Source organism: Bacillus massiliigorillae (assembly GCF_000380245.2).
Taxonomy (GTDB): domain Bacteria; phylum Bacillota; class Bacilli; order Bacillales; family DSM-1321; genus Bacillus_AD; species Bacillus_AD massiliigorillae.
In genome coordinates, this window is sequence record NZ_HG428741.1 from 340,107 (window position 1) to 359,314 (window position 19,208).

The following is a 19,208-nucleotide window of genomic DNA, read 5'->3' on the forward strand; positions in this document are numbered from 1 at the left end:
TAAAATGAACGTTACAAGAAGGCAATTCTTGAAGCTTTCTGGTGCAATGGCTGCTACATTAGCTGTAGTTGAACTTGGGTTTGACGATATGAAGGCACAAGCAAGCGCTAAGCAATTGAAAATTGCTAAGCTTAAGCCAACACCAACGATTTGTCCGTATTGTGCAGTTGGATGTGGAATTTTAGTATATTCGAATGAAAAAGATGTCGTGTATACAGAAGGAGATCCAGATCATCCAATTAATCAAGGGACACTATGCAGTAAGGGAACTACGGTAAGGCAGGTGTATACGTCTGATCGACGTGTGAAAAAGCCGATGTACCGTGCCCCTGGAAGTGATAAGTGGGAAGAAAAAGATTGGAATTGGACATTAAATAAAATTGCAGAAAAAATGAAAGAAACACGTGATCGTACATTTATTACAAATGAAAATGGTATGACTGTTAATAAAACAGAAGCGATTGCATGTTTAGGTGGCGCAGCATTAGACAATGAAGAAACGTATTTATTATCTAAGTTTATGCGTGCTGGTATGGGCTTGACCTATATCGAACACCAGGCGAGGATATGACACTCGTCAACGGTTGCCGGTCTGGCACCTTCATTTGGTCGTGGAGCAATGACAAATCATTGGACTGATCTTCAGCATTCGGATTGCATTTTAATTATGGGTGCGAATCCAGCAGAAAATCATCCAATTAGTTTTAGATGGATTTTAAAAGCAAGAGAAAATGGTGGAAAGATTCTTTCGGTTGATCCACGTTTTACACGTTCTTCTTCTCAAGCGGATGTGTATGCTCAGCTTCGTTCAGGAACAGATATCGCCTTCATGGGTGGACTAATTAAATATATTATTGATAATAAGCTTTACCATGAAGAATATGTGAAAGCATATACAAATGCTTCCACTATTGTAGCGGATGATTATTCTTTTGAAGATGGTATATTCAATCATTATGATGAAGCTGCAAGAAACTATGACAAAACAAAATGGGTCTACAAGAAAGATAAAGACGGTAATGTTATGAAAGATCCGACTTTACAGGATCCACGATGTGTTTTTCAAGTAATGAAGAAGCATTATGATCGTTATGACATCGATACAGTTGTCAAAATGACAGGAACACCTAAAGAGAAGTACTTAGAAATTATTGAGAATTTTGCAGCTACAGGTAAGGCAGGAAAGAGCGGAACGATTCTTTATGCCATGGGTGCAACTCAACATACAGTTGGCTCGCAAAATGTCCGTATTTACGCGATTGTTCAATTATTGTTAGGTAATATAGGCGTTCCTGGTGGTGGAGTAAATGCATTACGTGGAGAATCGAATGTACAAGGTTCTACGGATTTTGGCTTACTATACCACAATGTTACAGGATATATGGAAACGCCAACTTGTGCACCAACTGATGCAAAACTTAATACATTTTTAGAGAGAATTACACCTAAATCTGGTTTCTATACAAATAAGCCAAAGTTCTATGTAAGTTTACTGAAAGCATATTACGGTGACCAAGCAACAGCAAGTAATGAATTTGGCTATCACTATATGCCGAAGTTAACACCGAAGAAAGATTATTCACATATGAAAATCTTTGAAAATATGTCAAAGGGCGAGATTGAAGGTTTATTATTGTTCGGATCTAACCCTGTTGTAGGTGGTCCTTCTACGAATAAGGAGAAGGGTGCACTTAAGAAGTTAAAATGGATGGTAGCAGTAGATTTATGGGAAACAGAAACATCTGCATTCTGGCAAAAGAAAGCAGGCAGTGATCCTTCATCTATTGATACGGAAGTATTCTTCTTACCAGCATGTGGTTCGTTTGAGAAAGAAGGAACTGTTTCAAATAGTGGACGCTGGATGCAATATCGTTGGCAAGCAATTGAACCAAAGCATGAGTCAAAAGCTGATTTAGAAATAATCCATATGCTAGCACGACGTGTAAAAGGACTATATGAAGCTAGTGTAAATCCAGCTGATATGCCAATGAAAGCGATGACGTGGGATTATGGAGAAACAGATCATCCGGATATTGATTTAATTAGCCGAGAAATCAATGGCTATGATACGAAAACAAAGCAGCAGGTTCCTGCCTTTGGTAAGCTACAGGATGATGGGTCTACATGTAGTGGTAACTGGATTTACTGTGGATTCTATCCAGAAAACGAGAATCTTTCAAAACGTCGTGATAACACCGATGAAGGTATGGGTAATTTCTTGAATTGGTCATTTGCATGGCCGATGAATAGACGTATCCTATATAATCGTGCTTCATGTGATGTGAATGGAAAGCCTTGGTCAGAGGATAAAGTAGTTATTTATTGGGATGCTGCTAAGAAAGAATGGGTAGGTAATGATGTACCTGACTTTGCTAAGGATAAAGCACCTACAGCGGAAGGTGGACTAGATCCTTTTATCATGAATGCTGATGGTAAAGGGGCTTTATATGCTGCTATGGCTGAAGGACCTTTCCCTGAGCATTATGAACCATATGAAAGTCCGACAAAGAACTTGTTCTCTCGTGTTCAGTTAAATCCAGCTGTACAAATACCTGCAAAAGGATTCGATACGAAGGGAAGTAAGAAGAAGTATCCTATCGTTGCAACGACTTATCGTATGTCTGAGCACTGGCAATCTGGTGCTATGACACGTAACCAAGCATGGCTTTCAGAGTTAGTAAGTCATATGTTCATAGAAGTTGGTGAAGATTTAGCGAAGGAGAAGGGCATTAACAATAAAGACCGCATTATCGTCACTTCTGCTCGTGGAGAAATCGAAGCATATGCACTTGTAACAAAACGATTCAAGCCGCATCAAGTTGATGGTGAAAAAGTTCATCAAATTGGTATGCCTTGGTGTTTTGGTTATAAAGGAATTGTTACTGGTGCTACTGCAAATACATTAACGCCGCATATTGGTGATGCTAACTGCAGCATTCCTGAATTTAAAGCATTCCTGTGCGATATTAGGAGGGCATAAGGATGGAATATGTGAAATTTATAGATGTCACGAAATGCGATGGTTGTCGAGCATGTATGGTAGCGTGTAAAAACTGGAACGACCTTCCTGCTGAAAATGAAGCATTTCATGGAAGTTATCAATCTCATGAAGAGTTAACAGCGAATACGTGGAATGTTATTACATTTTTGGAGCAAGAGCAAAAGGATGGCAGTTTAAATTGGTTATTCCGTCACATGTCTTGTCTTCATTGTGGACAAGCTGCTTGTGAAAAGGCATGTCCAGAGTCAGCGATTAGTCATTCAAAGTTTGGTTCAGTTGTCATTGATCCTGAAAAATGTGTAGGTTGCGGATATTGTGTACAAAACTGTACATTCGATGTTGTGAAACTAGCCACATATAAAGATAAAAACGGTAAAGAGTATCGTAAAGCGCAAAAATGTACACTTTGTACAGATCGACTAGAGCAAGGATTACAGCCGGCATGTGTAACAGCTTGTCATACAGACTGTCTTGTTTATGGCGATAGAAATCAAATATTGAAAGAAGCACAAGTACGTTTAACGAAAGTGAAGAATCGTTTTCCAAATGCGAATATTTATAATCCTCAAGGTATTGATGGAACGGGTACGGTATATTTATTAGCAGATAAGCCGAGCGTTTATGGTTTACCTGAAGATCCACAAGTACCACTTTCGCAAATTGTTTGGAAGGATTATGCACAGCCACTGGGCAAAGCAATGCTAGGTGTAACTACGATGGCAGTAGTAGGTGCGATGGTATCGAATAAATTCTTTAATCGTAAAGGTTCAGAGCATGAAGGAGGGCATGACCATGAGCAAGATTAGCAGTGATGGAAAATATGTCAAACGCTTTAGCAAATCGGTTATTATTGCTCATTGGATGAATGCAATTGCCTTCTTTGGTCTCTATATTTCTGCTTTACCGATGTATACGGAATTTTTTGATTGGCTCTATCCGCTTTTTGGAGGGCCAGCTGGAGCACGATTATTCCATAGAGTATGTGCTGTTGTGTTTTTCATCCCGACCATATTCGTACTATTAACAGATCCGAAGAGCTTTATTTATTGGATTAAACAAATTTTCACTTGGAAAAAGCATGATTTTCAATTTTTCTTAGAGTTTCCTAAAGAATTTTTTGGGAAGCATGCGAATGTGCCAAAGCAAGATTTTTACAATGCAGGTGAAAAGGTCAATTCATTACTACAAATTTTAATGACGATTCTAATAATGGGATCTGGCCTTGTGATGTGGTTCCCACAATTCTTCCCACACGGTGTGGTAATGTGGGCATATCCAATGCATAATATTGGCTTAGGTTTAGCAACAGCGGTTGTTGTAGGGCATGTTTACTTGTCTATAGGTCACCCTAATTCAAGACCTTCCATGCGAGGTATTACGAAGGGTGATGTAGATATTAAGTATGCGAAAGCTCACCATGGTCGCTGGTATGATGAAGTAATGGAAGAGGAAAAGAAGAATAAGAAAGAAGCATAAGAACAGAAGGGAAGAACAGCATTTTGTCGTTCTTTCCTTTTGCTATAAGTTATGTATGTTTATAAATTTGCGTGGTGTCTAGCTTCATCGCCCAGCTCCAAGTGGACTTCACCATTCTTCCTCTGATAAGTCAACATCGAATCGCTTACCAGCTCTTCGTGTTTCCTTTATCTCGGTCGAAGGGCTCCAGTCTATACGGAGCTAATCGGGCGCTTACGCTTTTCTGATAAACAAGATATTCACTTTGAAAAGAGGGTTTTGGATGACAGTAGATCAAGCAAGTTCACATGATTATCTACAAATACAGAAAGATCTTGTGACTATGCAAGAAAAATGGATGGAGCAAATTAATGTCCAATTAGTTGATAAAAAATATCCAGTAAACGCGCCTTTATTACCGGAAGTAGAGTTTCAAGGCGATATTCAGTCATATAAACAGTGTTTGCTTGAGACAATGGAATATTTAGAGAATCAAAGACCCGCTCTTAAACCACAGTTATCAATCATTAAAGAAAAATTGACAGAAGAAAACTGTAGAAAATGGTTTGAAGCAGCTATTATGATGAATGAATTTTATTTTGAGCACTTTGCTGAGGAAAGCGAAGTTGAAAAGTGGTTACCAGTCTTTTTAGCTGAGAGTACGTCACGAGTGTATATTAGACAAGCTGTAAATCAACTTCAAGAAGAGCTCTCAAAAAGCCAAGTAAAAGGGTGTTGTCCAGCTTGTGGTGAACCACCTCGCTTAGCAATCGTCGGAAAAAATGGTGGTAAAGAACTTGTATGTCCACGCTGTTATTATTCTTGGAAACAGAAAAAAATTAGTTGTGCTTATTGTGACAATGATGACCATGAACAAATTATTATTATGAAGCCGGAAGGACAAGAGAGAGAGCAAATTATTGCTTGTGATTGCTGTAAAAATTACACGAAAGTCATTGATACCCGAGTTATGCTTGAAAAGTTAACACCTGAAATTCTTGATTTAACGACTATTCATCTAGATTATATTGCTCAAGAAGAAGGCTATGTATTAGGTGAAGAAGAGCTTACTATATAATATTCTAGATTGAATAAAGGCATTTATCCCGTTCAAACAGGCGCTAAGACTCTCAATTCAAAACGGAAGCGAATGCAAGGCGTTTAAGTGGGAGATCAAGCGCCTGTAAGAACCCGATTGGTTCAACTCATGCTCGGTGGGGGATGAATGCCTCCCACCGAGTAAAGTTTCACTTTATTTTAAAGGTGTGAGTTATGTGAAGTTTTTTCAAGTGAAAACAGTTGAGGAAACAATAGGCTTAATAGAATCTTATATTCCAAATATAAAAGATGTAGAAAAAATTTCGTTATGGAATGCAAGTGGAAGAGTAGTAGCGCAGGATGTGATTGTTCGTGAAAATGTTCCGAGTTTTCGACGCTCATCTGTAGATGGATATGCTGTTAAAGCAGAGGATACTTTTGGAGCTTCAGAAAGTATGCCAGCCTTTTTGTCCGTGAAAGGCGAAGTGAGAATGGGTGAGGAAGTAACGTACACGCTACAAAAAGGGGAAGCGGTTTATGTCCCAACTGGCGGAATGCTCCCGAATGGTAGCGATACGATGGTTATGATTGAACATTGTGAACAGATGAATGAGTTATTAAACATATACCGTCAGGCTGTCCCAAATGAACATGTCGTTTTTCCTGGGGAAGACTTGAAAGAAGGAGAAATACTTGTTAAGAAACAGACAAAGCTTCGTCCGCAAGAAATAGGAGCTCTAGCTTCTCAAGGGATAGAAGAAGTTCCCGTCTTTCGTCGACCAATAGTAGGCTATCTATCTACTGGAGATGAAATTGTGTCCTTTAATAGGGAAGCTATTTCAACAGGTGAAATTCGAGATAGTAATGCACTAACTATTGGTACTATGACTGAACAGTGGGGTTATGAATTTGTATATGGTGGTATTGTACCAGATGATGAATCAGAGCTGAAAAAAAAATCAGAGGAGCTATTACAAAAAGTAGATTGTCTAGTTTTATCTGGTGGTAGTTCTGTTGGAACAAAAGATTATTCTGTATCAGTCATTGATTCTTTAGGTAAACCAGGCGTATTTGTTCATGGAGTAGCAGTAAAGCCGGGGAAACCTACTATTCTGTCATGTGCTAATGATAAAGCAATTATAGGGCTTCCAGGTCACCCTGCCTCAGCCATGGTTATTTATATGTTGTTTGGTCGTAAGATTTTAACAAAGCTAACAGGTGAGAAAAAGGAACAGCGATTGGATTATATGAGTGCAATCTCAACAAAACGTTTACCTTCTGTAACAGGAAGAACAGATTATATTCGTGTAAAGTTGACTGAAGAAAGCGGGCAAATGTACGCGGAACCTGTTCATGGTAAATCTGGTTTGCTTTTTACAATGGTAGCAAGTGATGGACTATTAGAAATTCCTTCAGCTAAAGAAGGAATTGATAAGGGAGAAGTAGTAAAAGTTATTAAATTAAATTAGGTGTGAATGTATGGGAAAACATAATTTTTATCGAAAAGTATATTTAGAAGATAAGCCACGACAACAGGCGGTAGATGAGATGCTACAAGCTTTCCAGTATGAGAAAAGAGTAGAATATCTCAAACCTGAAGAAGCATTAGGGAGAGTTACAGCAGAGCCAATCTTTGCAAAAGCATCGATGCCCCATTATCATGCATCTGCGATGGATGGAATTGCTGTTGTCGCTGAAAATACTTTTACAGCACATGAACACCAACCGCTGCAAATGAAGCTGAATACAGATTTTAAGTACGTAGATACAGGTGGTCCAGTTATTTCTCCATACAATGCTGTAATTATGATTGAGCATGTTGAAGAGTTAGATCAAGAGACAATTGAAATCATTGAACCTGCTACACCTTGGCAGCATATTCGACCTATTGGAGAGGATATTGTTCAAGAGGAAATGATATTGCCTAGAGGACATATAATACGTCCTGTTGATATAGGAGCTCTAATTGCGGCGAGAATAGATCAGGTTCCAGTTATTGATAAACCAATAGTATCCATTATTCCAACAGGAAATGAATTAGTACTACCAGGCGAACAGGCAGGTACTGGACACTTAATTGAGTATAATGGAACGGTTTTTGCGAGTTATATTACCGAATGGGGAGGACTACCCAATTTACATGATATCGTCCCAGATGATCCGGAACAATTAAAAGAAGCTATAGTACAAGCTACTGCTACTTCTGACTTTGTTGTTATTAATGCTGGTTCATCTGCTGGCTCTAAAGATTATACGGTTCATATTTTAGAAGAATTAGGTGAAGTGTATACGCATGGTATTGCCACCAGACCGGGTAAGCCGGTTATTATTGCAAAAGTAAATGAAAAAATTGTCGTTGGTATACCAGGATACCCTGTTTCCGCTTATCTTTCATTAGAGTGGCTTATACGCCCCCTTATTTGTCAGTGTTTAGGGATTGTTCCACCAGAAAGAGAGAAACTTACTGTTAAATTAGGTCGTCGTATTGTATCTACAATGGGAGCGGAAGATTTCATACGGATGAATATTGGCTATATTGATGGGACGTATGTAGCTACGCCTTTAACGAGAGCTGCAGGTGTCACGATGTCTCTTGTAAAAGCAGATGCACTACTCATTATACCTCCATCGATATTAGGATATGAGCAAGGAGACTTAGTGGAAGTAGAGTTATTAAAGCCTATAAGCAGTATACAGTCCGCTTATATTTTTAATGGAAGCCATGATTTAAGTATTGATTATTTGTCGACCTTCTTACAGCAGCAGTCTCTAACATCCAAAATTGTTTCTACTCATACAGGAAGTATGGCAGGAATGTTAGCTATCAAAAAAGGGGAAGCTCATGTTGCGGGTATTCACTTACTAGATTCTGAAAATAAAACATATAATACATCCTATGTGAAAAAAATATTGCAAGGTGAAAATGTTGTTCTTTATCCGTTTTTAAAAAGAAAGCAGGGCTGGATTGTTCCGAAGGGCAATCCATTACAAATTACTTCTGTATCCGATATTGCTACACAGAAGGCGATGTTTGTAAATCGTCAAAAAAGTGCAGGTACTAGAATTTTATTTGATTTGTTATTACAAGAAGCGGGGCTAGAGACAAACGATATTTCAGGCTATAATCGTGAGTATTTTACGCATTTAAGTGTTGCAGCAGAAGTGAAAATGGATCAAAATGCAGTTGGTCTTGGTATTTATTCAGCGGCTAAGGCTATGGGGGTAGATTTTATCCCTGTAACTGATGAAAGCTATGATTTATTAATGAAAAAAGACTTCTTTGAGAGCAAACAAGGGGAAAACCTTATTAAGATTATACAGAGTGAGGCTTTCATTCGAGAAATTGAAAATATGGGTGGATATGAAGTTGTGCGTCATCCATCTCCAATCTATTTTTCATAAAGCTGATATACACAATAAAACCCCGATTACATACAATATATCGGGGTTTTTGTTATCCGTAATAATGCTCTAACAATGGGGTTTTCCACTCTGTAATAAAAGTCTGTAAAGGCTTGGTAAAATGAGAAAGCGGCAAATCTACTAACTTGTATTTTCCAATCATTTCACCATTATATAAGACAATTGCTTGCTCGCACAAATATGTAATTTCTTGATAATCATGACTAATAAAAATAGTAGTGATATGTGTTTGTGCTAGTATTGCCTTCAAGTCGCTCATAATCCTACGTTTTGTAGGTAAATCAAGCGCAGAGAAAGGCTCGTCTAAAAATAAAATTTCAGGCTCTGTTACAAGTGCTCTTGCTAAAGCAACTCGTTGAGCTTCTCCACCAGATAATGAACGCGCGTGTCGGTTGTGTAAATGACTAATACTAAGTTTTTCTAACCATTGTTCTACTCTTCGCTTTATTTCTTGTTTATCTATTCCCCTAATTTTTAGTCCTGAAGCTACATTATTAAAGACATTCGTATCGAGCATTAATGGCTGTTGAAATACGAAGGAAAATAGACGTCTATTTTCAAGTGAAGGTTTTACAACAGACATAACGTCACCTTTTAATTTTAGTTCGCCTTCCACTTGATTTTCTAATAAAGCCATTGTTTTTAATAATGTACTCTTTCCGGCACCATTTGGACCGATTAAACCTGTCACTTCACCTTTTACAACAGTTAGATGATTGACAGATAAGATTTTTTTGCCTCTTTTATTAACTGTAATGTTATTTAAGGTAATCATCTGTTCTCATCCTTTTCGTTCTTTTTGTTGTAAATACGTTAAGCCAACCGTTACTGCGAATGCTAGCAATAATAAAATAACAGATATACCTAAGGCAACATCACTATTCCCCTTATTCACTTCCATTACAGTTGCTGTTGTGAGTACACGAGAATACCCTTTAATATTACCGCCAACCATCATGGATGCTCCAACCTCTGAAACAACCGCTCCAAATCCAGCAATACAAGCAGCTAATATAGAAAATCGCGCTTCTCTAATAATCAGGAATAGGCTTTGCCATTTCGTTGCGCCTAATGCTTTTATTTGTAATTTTAAAGCATCATCAACCTGCATGATTGCTGCACATGTAAGTCCGATGACAATGGGTGTTGCGATTACAGCTTGAGCTATTAGAATTGCAGTAGGGGTATAAAGCAAATTCATAAAGCCTAGTGGGCCGTTTCGGCTGAGAAGTAAAAATACCCATAATCCAATGACAACAGGTGGAAAGCCCATCGCTGTATTAATAATACTCATCAAAAGTTTTTTTCCTGGAAAATGAACATGAGCTAATCCAACTCCTAAAGGAACTCCGATGAGTAAACTAATGAATGTAGCTGTACCTGAAACCTTTAATGTTAACCAAACAATAGCAAATATTTCTGGATCTCCAGTTACAATCATTCGGAAGGCTTCTACTATTCCGTTTATGATACTATCCATCTTAATCCCTCCGAATACCGTTTACGCTCAAAATCAATAATAAAGACTGACAAAAGTCAGCCTTATCTACTTATTTCGCATCCGGGAAGAAAAGTGGCTCGCCGTATTTATCTACACCGAATTCTTTAATTGTTTTTTGCGTGTCTTTATTTACCATGAATTCAACAAATGCTTTAGCTGCCGCACTGTTGATTTTATCTGATTTCTCAGGGTTAACTTGCATAGCGTGATAAATGTTTAATAAGCTATCATCACCTTGTACAAGGATTTCTAGCTTAACATCATTTTTTAATGCAAGATATGTTCCGCGATCCGCTAAAGTGTATCCACCTTTTTCAAAGGCAACCTTTAAAGTATCTCCCATTCCAGAGCCTGTTTCTTGGTAATATTGACCACTTGGCTCAATGTTAATCTCTTTCCAAAGAGCTAGTTCTTTTTTGTGTGTACCTGAATCATCACCACGTGAGACGAAAATGTTTTTAGATTCATAGATTTTCTTTAATGCTTCTTGGACAGGTAAGCCTTTAATACCTGCTGGATCTTCTTTTGGTCCAACTATGATAAAGTCATTATGCATAACTAATTTTCGGTTAGTGACGTCTTTACTTTCCACAAGTTTTTCTTCATCAGCAGGAGCGTGTACAAGTAATGCATCAGCTTCTCCTGATTTAGCCATTTCTAATGCTCGACCAGAACCAACAGCAATTGTTTTAACTCTGACATCCGTTTGTTCCTCGAACATTGGTATTAATTCATCTAATAATCCACTATCTTGTGTGCTTGTAGTTGTAGCCAAAATTAAATCACCTGATGCTTTTTCGGCAGTTTGCTTATTATCTTCTTTTGATTTATCATCCTTCGTATTTGAACAACCTGCTACTAATAAGGCAGCAGATAATACCATAATCATCAAATAAAAGAAAAGACTTTTATTTCTTATTTTCATCTAAATTAAACCTCCTGAATAGTTCCTAGTTGTGTTGTATCATATCCATCTAACTTTTTGATGTTAGTGGATTGAATAATGCTTTGAATCTCTTGCCATTGCAGACTATCGTAGAATGAACGTTTCATGATGAAATCATATTGCTCTTGCTGAAGTTGGATAAAGTCAAGACCAAGTGCAAGTGCTGCACTTTCTGAACCTAATGCGAAGTCAGCATCCCCTCTAGCCACAACAGAAGCAGCGCCATAATGTGTCAGTTCTTCACTGCTATAACCTTTAATACATGTTTTTGATAAATTAAGTCTTTTTCTAAAACAATCAAGTAAAAGTCGAGTACCTGAACCTTTTTGTCGATTAACAAAAGTAAGTTGTGGCCTCTTTAAATCCTGCCAATTACTTAATTGTTTAGGGTTTCCTTTAGGAACAATCCATCCTATATTTCTTTTGGCAAAATGAAAAAGTACCATGTCTTCACCAGGAAAAAGTCTTTTTACAATTTCAATATTATATGTAGTCGTTTCTTCATCAAAAATATGACAACCAACGAAGTCAGCTCGGTCATAATACAAGCACAATAAGCCTTCCATGCTGCCGACATAAGCAGGGATACAATGAGGAGCTTGGCTATTGCTGTTATACGTATTTAAAGCTAATTCAACTAGTAAGTCATGACTACCGATAAACCTAATCGGTTGTTCATTTGATAGTAATGAAGTGGATTCTTGCTTTTTAGGTGAATCTCCTTCTAATAATCGATCTATATCCGTTTTATTAATACGGACTTTTCTTCCTACTTTAACGGCAGGCAACTCGCCTCGTTTTACCATTTCATAAATGGTGTATTTCGATAATTTTAATAAAATTGCTACTTCTTCAGCTGTATAAAAATCATGATTCATAATTAAACCTCTTCACTATATTAATATAGTTTTGAATGCGCACAATATTATTAAAACGGAGGAAGACGTATTCGTCAATTTGTTTTAGTTGGGTTTAGTTAGTTTGAGTTTGGTTTTGTTAGCTGAAAGTATTGCTTAAACTATTACTAATATTGAATTTATTCTCTTTTTATTACTATTTTTATATAATTCAACAAATTTGTGTCGGAAATATCTTTGTTTGGAAAATATGTATTGTATTATATGATTTGTCAGCCAGATACTATTTGTTACAATGTCTTGAAAATTATTGTGAAATAAAATTAAATTTTGTATAATTTAATAGAATCACAAAATTAGCAATGCATTGATATTTGGGGTTGGATGGGTAGCTGGTGCGCTCCTCGGTCTTCAAAACTGTTTGAGAGGCGCGTGTCGTCTCTGGTGGGTTCGATTCCCACACGATCCCGCCATTATTTTGACTTTATTTTTAAATCCTTCTTTTGATATAGTGGATTTAAAATGTTATATATCGATTAATCTGATGATTTTCAATTAAGAAAAATACGAACGCCAAAGAAAGAGAAAAACAATTTCTTGATATGAAATTTGTTTTTCTCTTTCTTTCGGTTTAAGGAAAATTGTTATAGAAAGATGAGAGAAAATGAAAAAACACTTTACTATTGGATTGGCGGGTCATATTGACCATGGAAAAACAAGTCTAACAAAGGCTTTAACGAATGTTGACACAGATATTTTAAAAGAAGAAAAGGAGCGTGCAATTACAATTGAATTGGGCTTTGCACCTCTTATTCAGAATGAATCATTACAAATATCCATTATTGATGTTCCAGGACATGAACGCTTTATTAAACGTATGATTGCTGGTGTCTCTGGCATTGATTTCGCATTATTAATTGTGGCGGCAGATGAAGGTGTTATGCCACAAACAAAAGAGCATCTTGAAATATTAGATTTTTTAGGCATTCAAGGCGGTATGGTTGTCATTACTAAAATCAATTTAGTAGATGAAGATTTATTAGAACTGGCTAAAGAAGAAATAAAAGAAGAATTAGAAGCAACAATCTTTAAAGATAGTCCTATTTTTATGGTAGATAGTTTAACTGGTGAAGGGATTCAGGAATTAAAAGAAGCAATGATTGAAGCGGTGAAAAAAATTCCTCCACGCGATTATAAAGGGTACTTCCGATTACCTGTTGATTCCGTGTTTACTATTAAAGGTCAGGGAACGGTAGTTCGAGGAACCGTAAATGAAGGCTCAATAGAAGAAGGGCAAACGCTATGGATTTTACCGGAAGAAAAAGAAACAAAAGCACGACAAATTCAGGTTCATCATCAAGAAGCAAAACAAGCTTTTGCTGGACAGAGAACAGCTATCAATTTGATGAATGTGTCTAAGGATGAGGTAAAACGTGGAGATGTATTGGTTTCGGACTTTGCTTTTTCTGTGACGGATGTTATTGATGTGTCCATCCGCATGGTCAAGGATTTGGAGTATGTGGTGAAGCAAAGAATGCCGATTGTTTGTTATATTGGGACATCAGAAGTAAGAGGGCGTGTTGTTTTCTTTGATCGTAATGAAATAAAAGAAGAATCAGAAGAAATATTATGTCAGTTACGTCTAGAGGAAAAAGTTGTAACGAAACGTGGAGATGTATTGATATTAAGAAGGCCAACTCCATCAGAAACAATTGGTGGTGGTTGGGTAATTGATCCGAACGGTAAAAAATATCGTTTTGGAACTGATACAATCCAACAGTTGAGTCATAAAAAAGAAGGCACAGAAAAGGAGCGGTTTTTACATACATTAAAACAAAATCCGTGTTTATCTTTAGCTGACATTCAAAAACTAACAGAATTACGCCAAGAAGATATAAAACAGCTTGCTTTAGAAACGAATGCCATCATTGAATTTGTACCAACTATGTTTGTTCATCAAAGAACTGTTGAAGATATTAAAGAAGAAATATATGATCATTTGTTACAGTATGAAAAGAATTTCTCTATGAGAAAAGGAATTCCAAAAGCGGAATTACTTCAAAAATTAACTTCGCAGTTTCCTAAAACATTAATTGAATATTGTTTGGATGATGGTATGAATGAATTGTGGAATCGAAAAGGGATTTATGTTTTTACGTTGACATTTCAGCCTTCTATACCGAAAGAATGGGAAACCCGTGTGAATAATGTGATTAAAGATATAAAAAATGATCAGTTAGAAGTAAATGATATTTATACTTATCTCCAAGGGCAAGGTGTTCCAGACCGTTTGTTTAAGGATATTATTCAATTTTTAATAGAAGAAAACTTGATTTCTCCTTTAGATGACCGAAGATTTTTCTATTTAGAAAACTTTCAAAAGGCTCTACATAAGTTACAAGAAGGTACAGAATCAACGTTCTCTGTTGGTGAAGCGAAAGAAATATTGGGATTGTCTAGAAAATATATGATTCCTTTTCTAGAAAAGCTTGATAGAGATGGTTTTACTGAGCGTATCGAAAATGAACGCAAATGGAAGTAAATTAATACGTAATAGAGTGGAAATTTGAGTGGTGGGGAGTGTAATCCTCACCACTTATTTGTTTAATGAGAAAAATATCCATGTGGATTTTTATTGAAATTCATTTTGCGCTAATTCAAGTCATAGTTAGCATAGTTTGTCCTAGTTCATCATATAGTGTTAGTATCATTTTTGTTGTAAAGGGGTACGATTGGGTGATGTATGATAGAAGGAGAGCTATAAGAAACCGAATTAGAAAGCGAAAGAAAATGCAAGAAAATCAGAATCGTCTTTCCTCATATGAACGTGAGCGGTCTTACTCATCTAATGTTACGACATATGATAGTGGTGATGAAGGAAATCATCCTTTATTTCGAAAAGATCTATTTTTGTTGAAAGTATTAGTATCAGCTTTGTTGTTTTTTTCTATTGCTGCTTTGTATAAGTATCCATCGGAGAAGCTTCAAGTCGCAAAAGATTTCGTTGCATCCACTTTTGAAAAAGAAATGCAATTTGCTGCTGTGACAGATTGGTATGAAGATACTTTTGGAAAACCAATTGCTTTTTTACCATCTGACCAAGGTAAAGAAAGTAAAAATGTTGAAACGGTGTCGTCACAATATAGCGAACCTGTGAACGGACAAATTGTGCAAAACTTTAAGGAAAATGGTGAAGGTGTCCTACTAGAGACGGCATTGAATTTGAAGGTGGGAGCTATTCAAAATGGTGTAGTTACTTTTGTTGGTATGAAAGAAAATACGGGTAATACAGTTGTAGTTCAACATAGTGATGGAAGTGAATCATGGTATGGGGAGCTTGAAAGTATTAGCGTTAGTTATATGGACAGTGTTAGTAAGGGTGAAAAACTTGGCATGGTATCATCAAGTCATGATGCATCTAAAGGCAGGATGTTCTTTGCATTTAAGAAGAAAGATGCATTTGTTGATCCGAATCAGGTGATTTCATTTGAATAAGTATTTTAAATTGATAAACAAAGTTACTGTTCATCCAACTACTTGGCTTGTTGTTGGTATAGCTGTAATTACTGCTCATTTTCAAGCGTTACTGATGCTGCTTACCGTGGTGTTTGTACATGAAATGGGTCATGCATGTGCTGCTGTCTATTATAAGTGGAGAATAAAATCAATTAAAATTTTGCCTTTTGGTGGGGTGCTTGAGACGGACGAGTACGGAAATCGAACATTAATGGAAGATCTCCATGTAACGATATTCGGTCCTTTGCAGCACTTATGGATGTTTTTACTTTCATATGTTTTACTTTTGATTGGAGTTATTGAGCATGAAACGTTTGTGACATTTACGTATATTAATAGCACTATTTGTTTGTTTAACTTACTACCTGTTTGGCCATTAGATGGCGGTAAGTTATTGTTTTTATTATTGTCTTTACGTTATTCATTCATACAAAGTCATCGATTAGCTTTACAAGTTTCAGTGGGAGCATCAATCATTTTGTTGCTTGCTTTTATTGCATTCGGACAGTTCAGTTTAAATATAGTTATCATTCTTGCGTTCATTCTGTTTTCTATTTCAATCGAATGGCGTCAAAGGCAATATGTTTTTATGCGCTTTTTGCTTGAACGACATTATGGGAAAAATCAAGATTTGCTGAAGTTAAAGCCTATTACTGTGGATGAGAATGAACAAGTAAATCATGTATTGCAATTATTTCAAAGAGGCTATAAGCATCCAATCATAGTAACGAAAGATGGTAAGGAAAGAGGTTCACTGGATGAGAATGAAATTTTACATGCTTATTTTACAGATAAGCTAACAGCAATCAAAATTGGTGACCTATTATATCAATATTAAATATGTTATCCTTTCTTCATAAATGGAAAAGAGCCGGTGCTGTTTTTTCTATGAGAAAGGATTTTTTTATGAAAACGATATTAGTGAATTGTCTTTCACGTGAACAACGAATCGCTGTTTTGGAAAAAGAGCAGCTTCAACATATTCATTTGATGAACAAGTATGAGGAAAGTTTAGTTGGTAATGTTTATGTTGCGAGAGTAGATAAAATTATGCCTGGAATGGATGCTGCATTTGTTCATTTTGGTCGTGAGAAAAAAGGGTTTCTTCATAAAGATGATATATTGGCTGTCGCTTCTAAAGGTAAGGAAACTCCCATTTCTCAGCTAGTTAAACAAGGAGAGAAAATACTTGTTCAAGTTATAAGAGATGAAACGGAGCATAAAGGTGCGAGAGTAACTGGTTTTGTTGAAATAGCAACATCTAGTATGGTGTATATGCCTCATCAAAAATACATAGCTGTTTCGAAAAAATTACCACATCCTATTAGAGAGCGTTGGAAACAACTAGGGGAAGAGTATCGAATAGAAGATGAAGGTATGCTCATTCGAACAGAAATGAGTGAAAGAGATGAAGCTTCTTTTGTACAAGAATTGCAGAATTGTCGTGAATCGTATCAACAATTGGTGAAGAAAATGTCAAATGTGAAGGCTCCAGCTCTTTTGAAACAACAGGACCGACTTTTAGAAGCAATTGCAACAGAAATGAAAAACAGTAGTGGAACGGTTTATGTTGATGATTTTTCTGTTTTTCAGCAACTTCAAATGCAACCGCAGTCTAGTTGGGAATATGTACTTTTTCGTGAAAAAGAGAATATTTTCGTAGCCTGGGATGTTGAACATCAAATCGAGCGATTAAAGAAACGTGTTGTCTGGCTTGATAATGGAAGCTTTTTAGTCATTGAAGAAGGGGAAGCGATGACGACTATTGATGTGAATACGGGAAAGTTTACAGGTAAACAAAATAAAGAAAATACGGTTGGGAAAACGAATATGATTGCAGCTAAGGAAGCAATGAGGCAAATTAAGCTTCGTAATCTTAGCGGAATGATTTTAATTGATTTCATTAATATGAAGAGTAATAAAGAGCAAATCATTCAAATTGTTAAGCGTAGCATGAAACAGGATGAGACAACGATCCAAATCATTGGATTTACAGAATTAGGTATTCTACAGTTAACGCGAAAAGTTACATCACCTTCACTTTTGAACTATTCTACAGAAATTTGTCCTTCTTGTGGTGGTACTGGTCGAGTAGAAAGTGCTCAAGCGGCTGCTTTTAGGATGGAGAGAGAATTACTTCAGCATCGGAATAGTGATTATACAAGTGTTGTCATTGAATTGACGAAAGATGTTCTTCAGTGGTTCTTAGGAGAGAATAGTATATATAAGGACAAGCTTGAACAGGATGTGGGGCTAAAAATTGAGTTTTCCGTTATCGAAAACGATAAGCCTCATTTCTATATTAAAACGTACTATTCTAATTAAATGAGACTTAGAGTAGTATATCTGTAAAACAAGTTGACATCATAGTGAATTTCATGATAATATTCTTTTGTTATGTTTGTAGCGCACCGTAGCTACAACCGCACGATTCAGGTTTAAGTATTTACTATTATAGTAAATCACCTGTTTTAGGCGAGTCTTACAAATTATGAGGAGGTGCAAGTATGTACGCAATTATCGAAACTGGTGGTAAACAAATCAAGGTAGCTGCAGGCGATGTAGTATATGTTGAAAAACTAAACGCTGCTGAAGGCGAAGCTGTTACTTTTGACAAAGTTTTATTCGTAGGTGGAGAAAATGTGAAAGTGGGTAGCCCACTAGTTGAAGGCGCAACTGTTACTGGTAAAGTAGAGAAGCAAGGCCGTCAAAAGAAAATCACTGTTTTCAAATACAAAGCGAAGAAAAACTATCATAAGAAACAAGGTCACCGTCAACCATACACTAAAGTTGTTATTGAAGCAATCAACGCGTAAGGTTATAGACCTATGATTACTGTGAAACTTGATTACAATGGTGATAAGATTTCATCTTTCACTATGAGTGGTCATGCTAATTTTGCAAAACACGGTTCTGATATTGTTTGTGCCGGAGCATCAGCAGTTTCGTTTGGAGCTGTTAATAGTATAATGAGTTTAACAAATGTTAAACCTGTTATTGATGCGAAAGGTAAAGGTGGTTATCTTCACTGTGCGATTCCTGTTGATATTTCAGCAGAAGAGTCAGAGAAGGTCCAACTTCTATTACAAGGAATGCTTGTGTCTTTACAAACAATCGAACGAGATTATGGTAAATATATAAAAATTAACCTCAATAAGTAGGAGGTGGAACATATGTTAAGATTAGATCTTCAGTTCTTCGCTTCCAAAAAGGGAGTAGGTTCTACAAAGAATGGTCGTGATTCTCAGTCTAAACGTTTAGGCGCTAAAGCTGCAGATGGCGAATTCGTATCTGGTGGTTCAATCCTTTACCGTCAACGCGGTACAAAGATTTACCCAGGTGAAAACGTAGGCCGTGGCGGAGATGATACTTTATTTGCTAAGGTAGACGGACAAGTTCGTTTCGAGCGTTTCGGTCGTGACCGCAAAAAAGTAAGCGTATATCCAGTTGCACAAGAAGCTTAATTGCTTT

Annotated in this window: 17 protein-coding genes, 1 tRNA gene and 1 other annotated feature; of the genes, 14 read left to right on the forward strand and 4 right to left on the reverse strand. The window is 36.7% G+C overall.

The genetic code is table 11. The annotated features are described in order from the left end of the window. Positions 1-4 precede the first annotated feature (4 nt). The 6 genes from fdnG (at position 5) to TX86_RS01560 (ending at position 8,896) form a co-directional block, all read left to right on the forward strand. On the forward strand, positions 5-2,980 hold the full coding sequence (gene fdnG, locus TX86_RS01535; RefSeq protein WP_154663029.1) for a formate dehydrogenase-N subunit alpha: 2,976 nt from the start codon (positions 5-7) through the stop codon (positions 2,978-2,980). A 2-nt stretch (positions 2,981-2,982) separates the two neighbouring features. Continuing rightward, positions 2,983-3,807: a 4Fe-4S dicluster domain-containing protein gene (locus TX86_RS01540; protein WP_042345598.1), complete on the forward strand. Its 825-nt coding sequence runs from the start codon at positions 2,983-2,985 to the stop codon at positions 3,805-3,807. Next, the gene (locus tag TX86_RS01545) at positions 3,794-4,477 is read left to right on the forward strand and encodes a formate dehydrogenase subunit gamma (RefSeq protein ID WP_052343504.1); all 684 of its coding nucleotides are present in this window, start codon (positions 3,794-3,796) and stop codon (positions 4,475-4,477) included. Before TX86_RS01540 ends, TX86_RS01545 begins: the two co-directional genes overlap by 14 nt. A 262-nt stretch (positions 4,478-4,739) precedes the next feature. Next, positions 4,740-5,534: a formate dehydrogenase accessory protein FdhE gene (locus tag TX86_RS01550; RefSeq protein WP_042345600.1), complete on the forward strand. Its 795-nt coding sequence runs from the start codon at positions 4,740-4,742 to the stop codon at positions 5,532-5,534. 196 nt (positions 5,535-5,730) lie between these two features. Then, entirely contained in the window at positions 5,731-6,963 is a 1,233-nt protein-coding gene (locus tag TX86_RS01555; protein ID WP_042345601.1) for a molybdopterin molybdotransferase MoeA, read from the forward strand. A 10-nt stretch (positions 6,964-6,973) separates the two neighbouring features. Further along, positions 6,974-8,896 (forward strand): molybdopterin biosynthesis protein, encoded by a 1,923-nt coding sequence (locus tag TX86_RS01560; RefSeq protein WP_042345602.1) that lies wholly within the window; start codon positions 6,974-6,976, stop codon positions 8,894-8,896. Positions 8,897-8,948: 52 nt separating this feature from the next. On the opposite strand, the gene TX86_RS01565 is transcribed toward TX86_RS01560, so the two are convergent. From TX86_RS01565 to TX86_RS01580, 4 genes are all read right to left on the reverse strand, one after another. Further along, the gene (locus TX86_RS01565; RefSeq protein ID WP_042345603.1) at positions 8,949-9,692 is read right to left on the reverse strand and encodes an ABC transporter ATP-binding protein; all 744 of its coding nucleotides are present in this window, start codon (positions 9,690-9,692) and stop codon (positions 8,949-8,951) included. Between the two features lie 6 nt (positions 9,693-9,698). Continuing rightward, positions 9,699-10,397: an ABC transporter permease gene (locus TX86_RS01570; protein WP_042345604.1), complete on the reverse strand. Its 699-nt coding sequence runs from the start codon at positions 10,395-10,397 to the stop codon at positions 9,699-9,701. A gap of 70 nt (positions 10,398-10,467) precedes the next feature. Then, complete coding sequence (locus TX86_RS01575; protein WP_042345605.1) at positions 10,468-11,343, reverse strand: ABC transporter substrate-binding protein; 876 nt, start codon at positions 11,341-11,343, stop codon at positions 10,468-10,470. A 5-nt stretch (positions 11,344-11,348) separates the two neighbouring features. Further along, a complete protein-coding gene (locus TX86_RS01580) occupies positions 11,349-12,242 on the reverse strand; it encodes a substrate-binding domain-containing protein (protein WP_042345606.1) in 894 nt (297 codons plus the stop codon). Positions 12,243-12,597: 355 nt separating this feature from the next. Here TX86_RS01580 and TX86_RS26540 point away from each other — a divergent pair. From TX86_RS26540 to rpmA, 8 genes are all read left to right on the forward strand, one after another. After that, positions 12,598-12,694: transfer RNA gene (locus TX86_RS26540), tRNA-Sec, on the forward strand. A 191-nt stretch (positions 12,695-12,885) separates the two neighbouring features. Continuing rightward, positions 12,886-14,763 carry a selenocysteine-specific translation elongation factor gene (gene selB, locus TX86_RS01585; protein WP_042345607.1) on the forward strand — a complete coding sequence of 626 codons (1,878 nt, stop codon included), beginning with the start codon at positions 12,886-12,888 and terminating at the stop codon, positions 14,761-14,763. 197 nt (positions 14,764-14,960) lie between these two features. Further along, positions 14,961-15,716, forward strand: a complete 756-nt coding sequence (locus TX86_RS01590) for a M23 family metallopeptidase (RefSeq protein WP_042350040.1) — start codon at positions 14,961-14,963, stop codon at positions 15,714-15,716. Next, positions 15,709-16,575 carry a site-2 protease family protein gene (locus TX86_RS01595; RefSeq protein WP_042345608.1) on the forward strand — a complete coding sequence of 289 codons (867 nt, stop codon included), beginning with the start codon at positions 15,709-15,711 and terminating at the stop codon, positions 16,573-16,575. Before TX86_RS01590 ends, TX86_RS01595 begins: the two co-directional genes overlap by 8 nt. A 68-nt stretch (positions 16,576-16,643) precedes the next feature. Then, positions 16,644-18,062 carry an Rne/Rng family ribonuclease gene (locus tag TX86_RS01600; RefSeq protein WP_052343701.1) on the forward strand — a complete coding sequence of 473 codons (1,419 nt, stop codon included), beginning with the start codon at positions 16,644-16,646 and terminating at the stop codon, positions 18,060-18,062. Positions 18,063-18,148: 86 nt separating this feature from the next. After that, positions 18,149-18,230, forward strand: a sequence feature (ribosomal protein L21 leader region). A 14-nt stretch (positions 18,231-18,244) separates the two neighbouring features. Then, on the forward strand, positions 18,245-18,553 hold the full coding sequence (rplU, locus tag TX86_RS01605) for a 50S ribosomal protein L21 (RefSeq protein WP_042345609.1): 309 nt from the start codon (positions 18,245-18,247) through the stop codon (positions 18,551-18,553). 12 nt (positions 18,554-18,565) lie between these two features. After that, complete coding sequence (locus tag TX86_RS01610) at positions 18,566-18,898, forward strand: ribosomal-processing cysteine protease Prp (RefSeq protein WP_042345610.1); 333 nt, start codon at positions 18,566-18,568, stop codon at positions 18,896-18,898. A 12-nt stretch (positions 18,899-18,910) separates the two neighbouring features. Further along, positions 18,911-19,201 (forward strand): 50S ribosomal protein L27, encoded by a 291-nt coding sequence (rpmA, locus tag TX86_RS01615; protein WP_042345612.1) that lies wholly within the window; start codon positions 18,911-18,913, stop codon positions 19,199-19,201. The last annotated feature ends 7 nt before the right edge of the window (positions 19,202-19,208 follow it).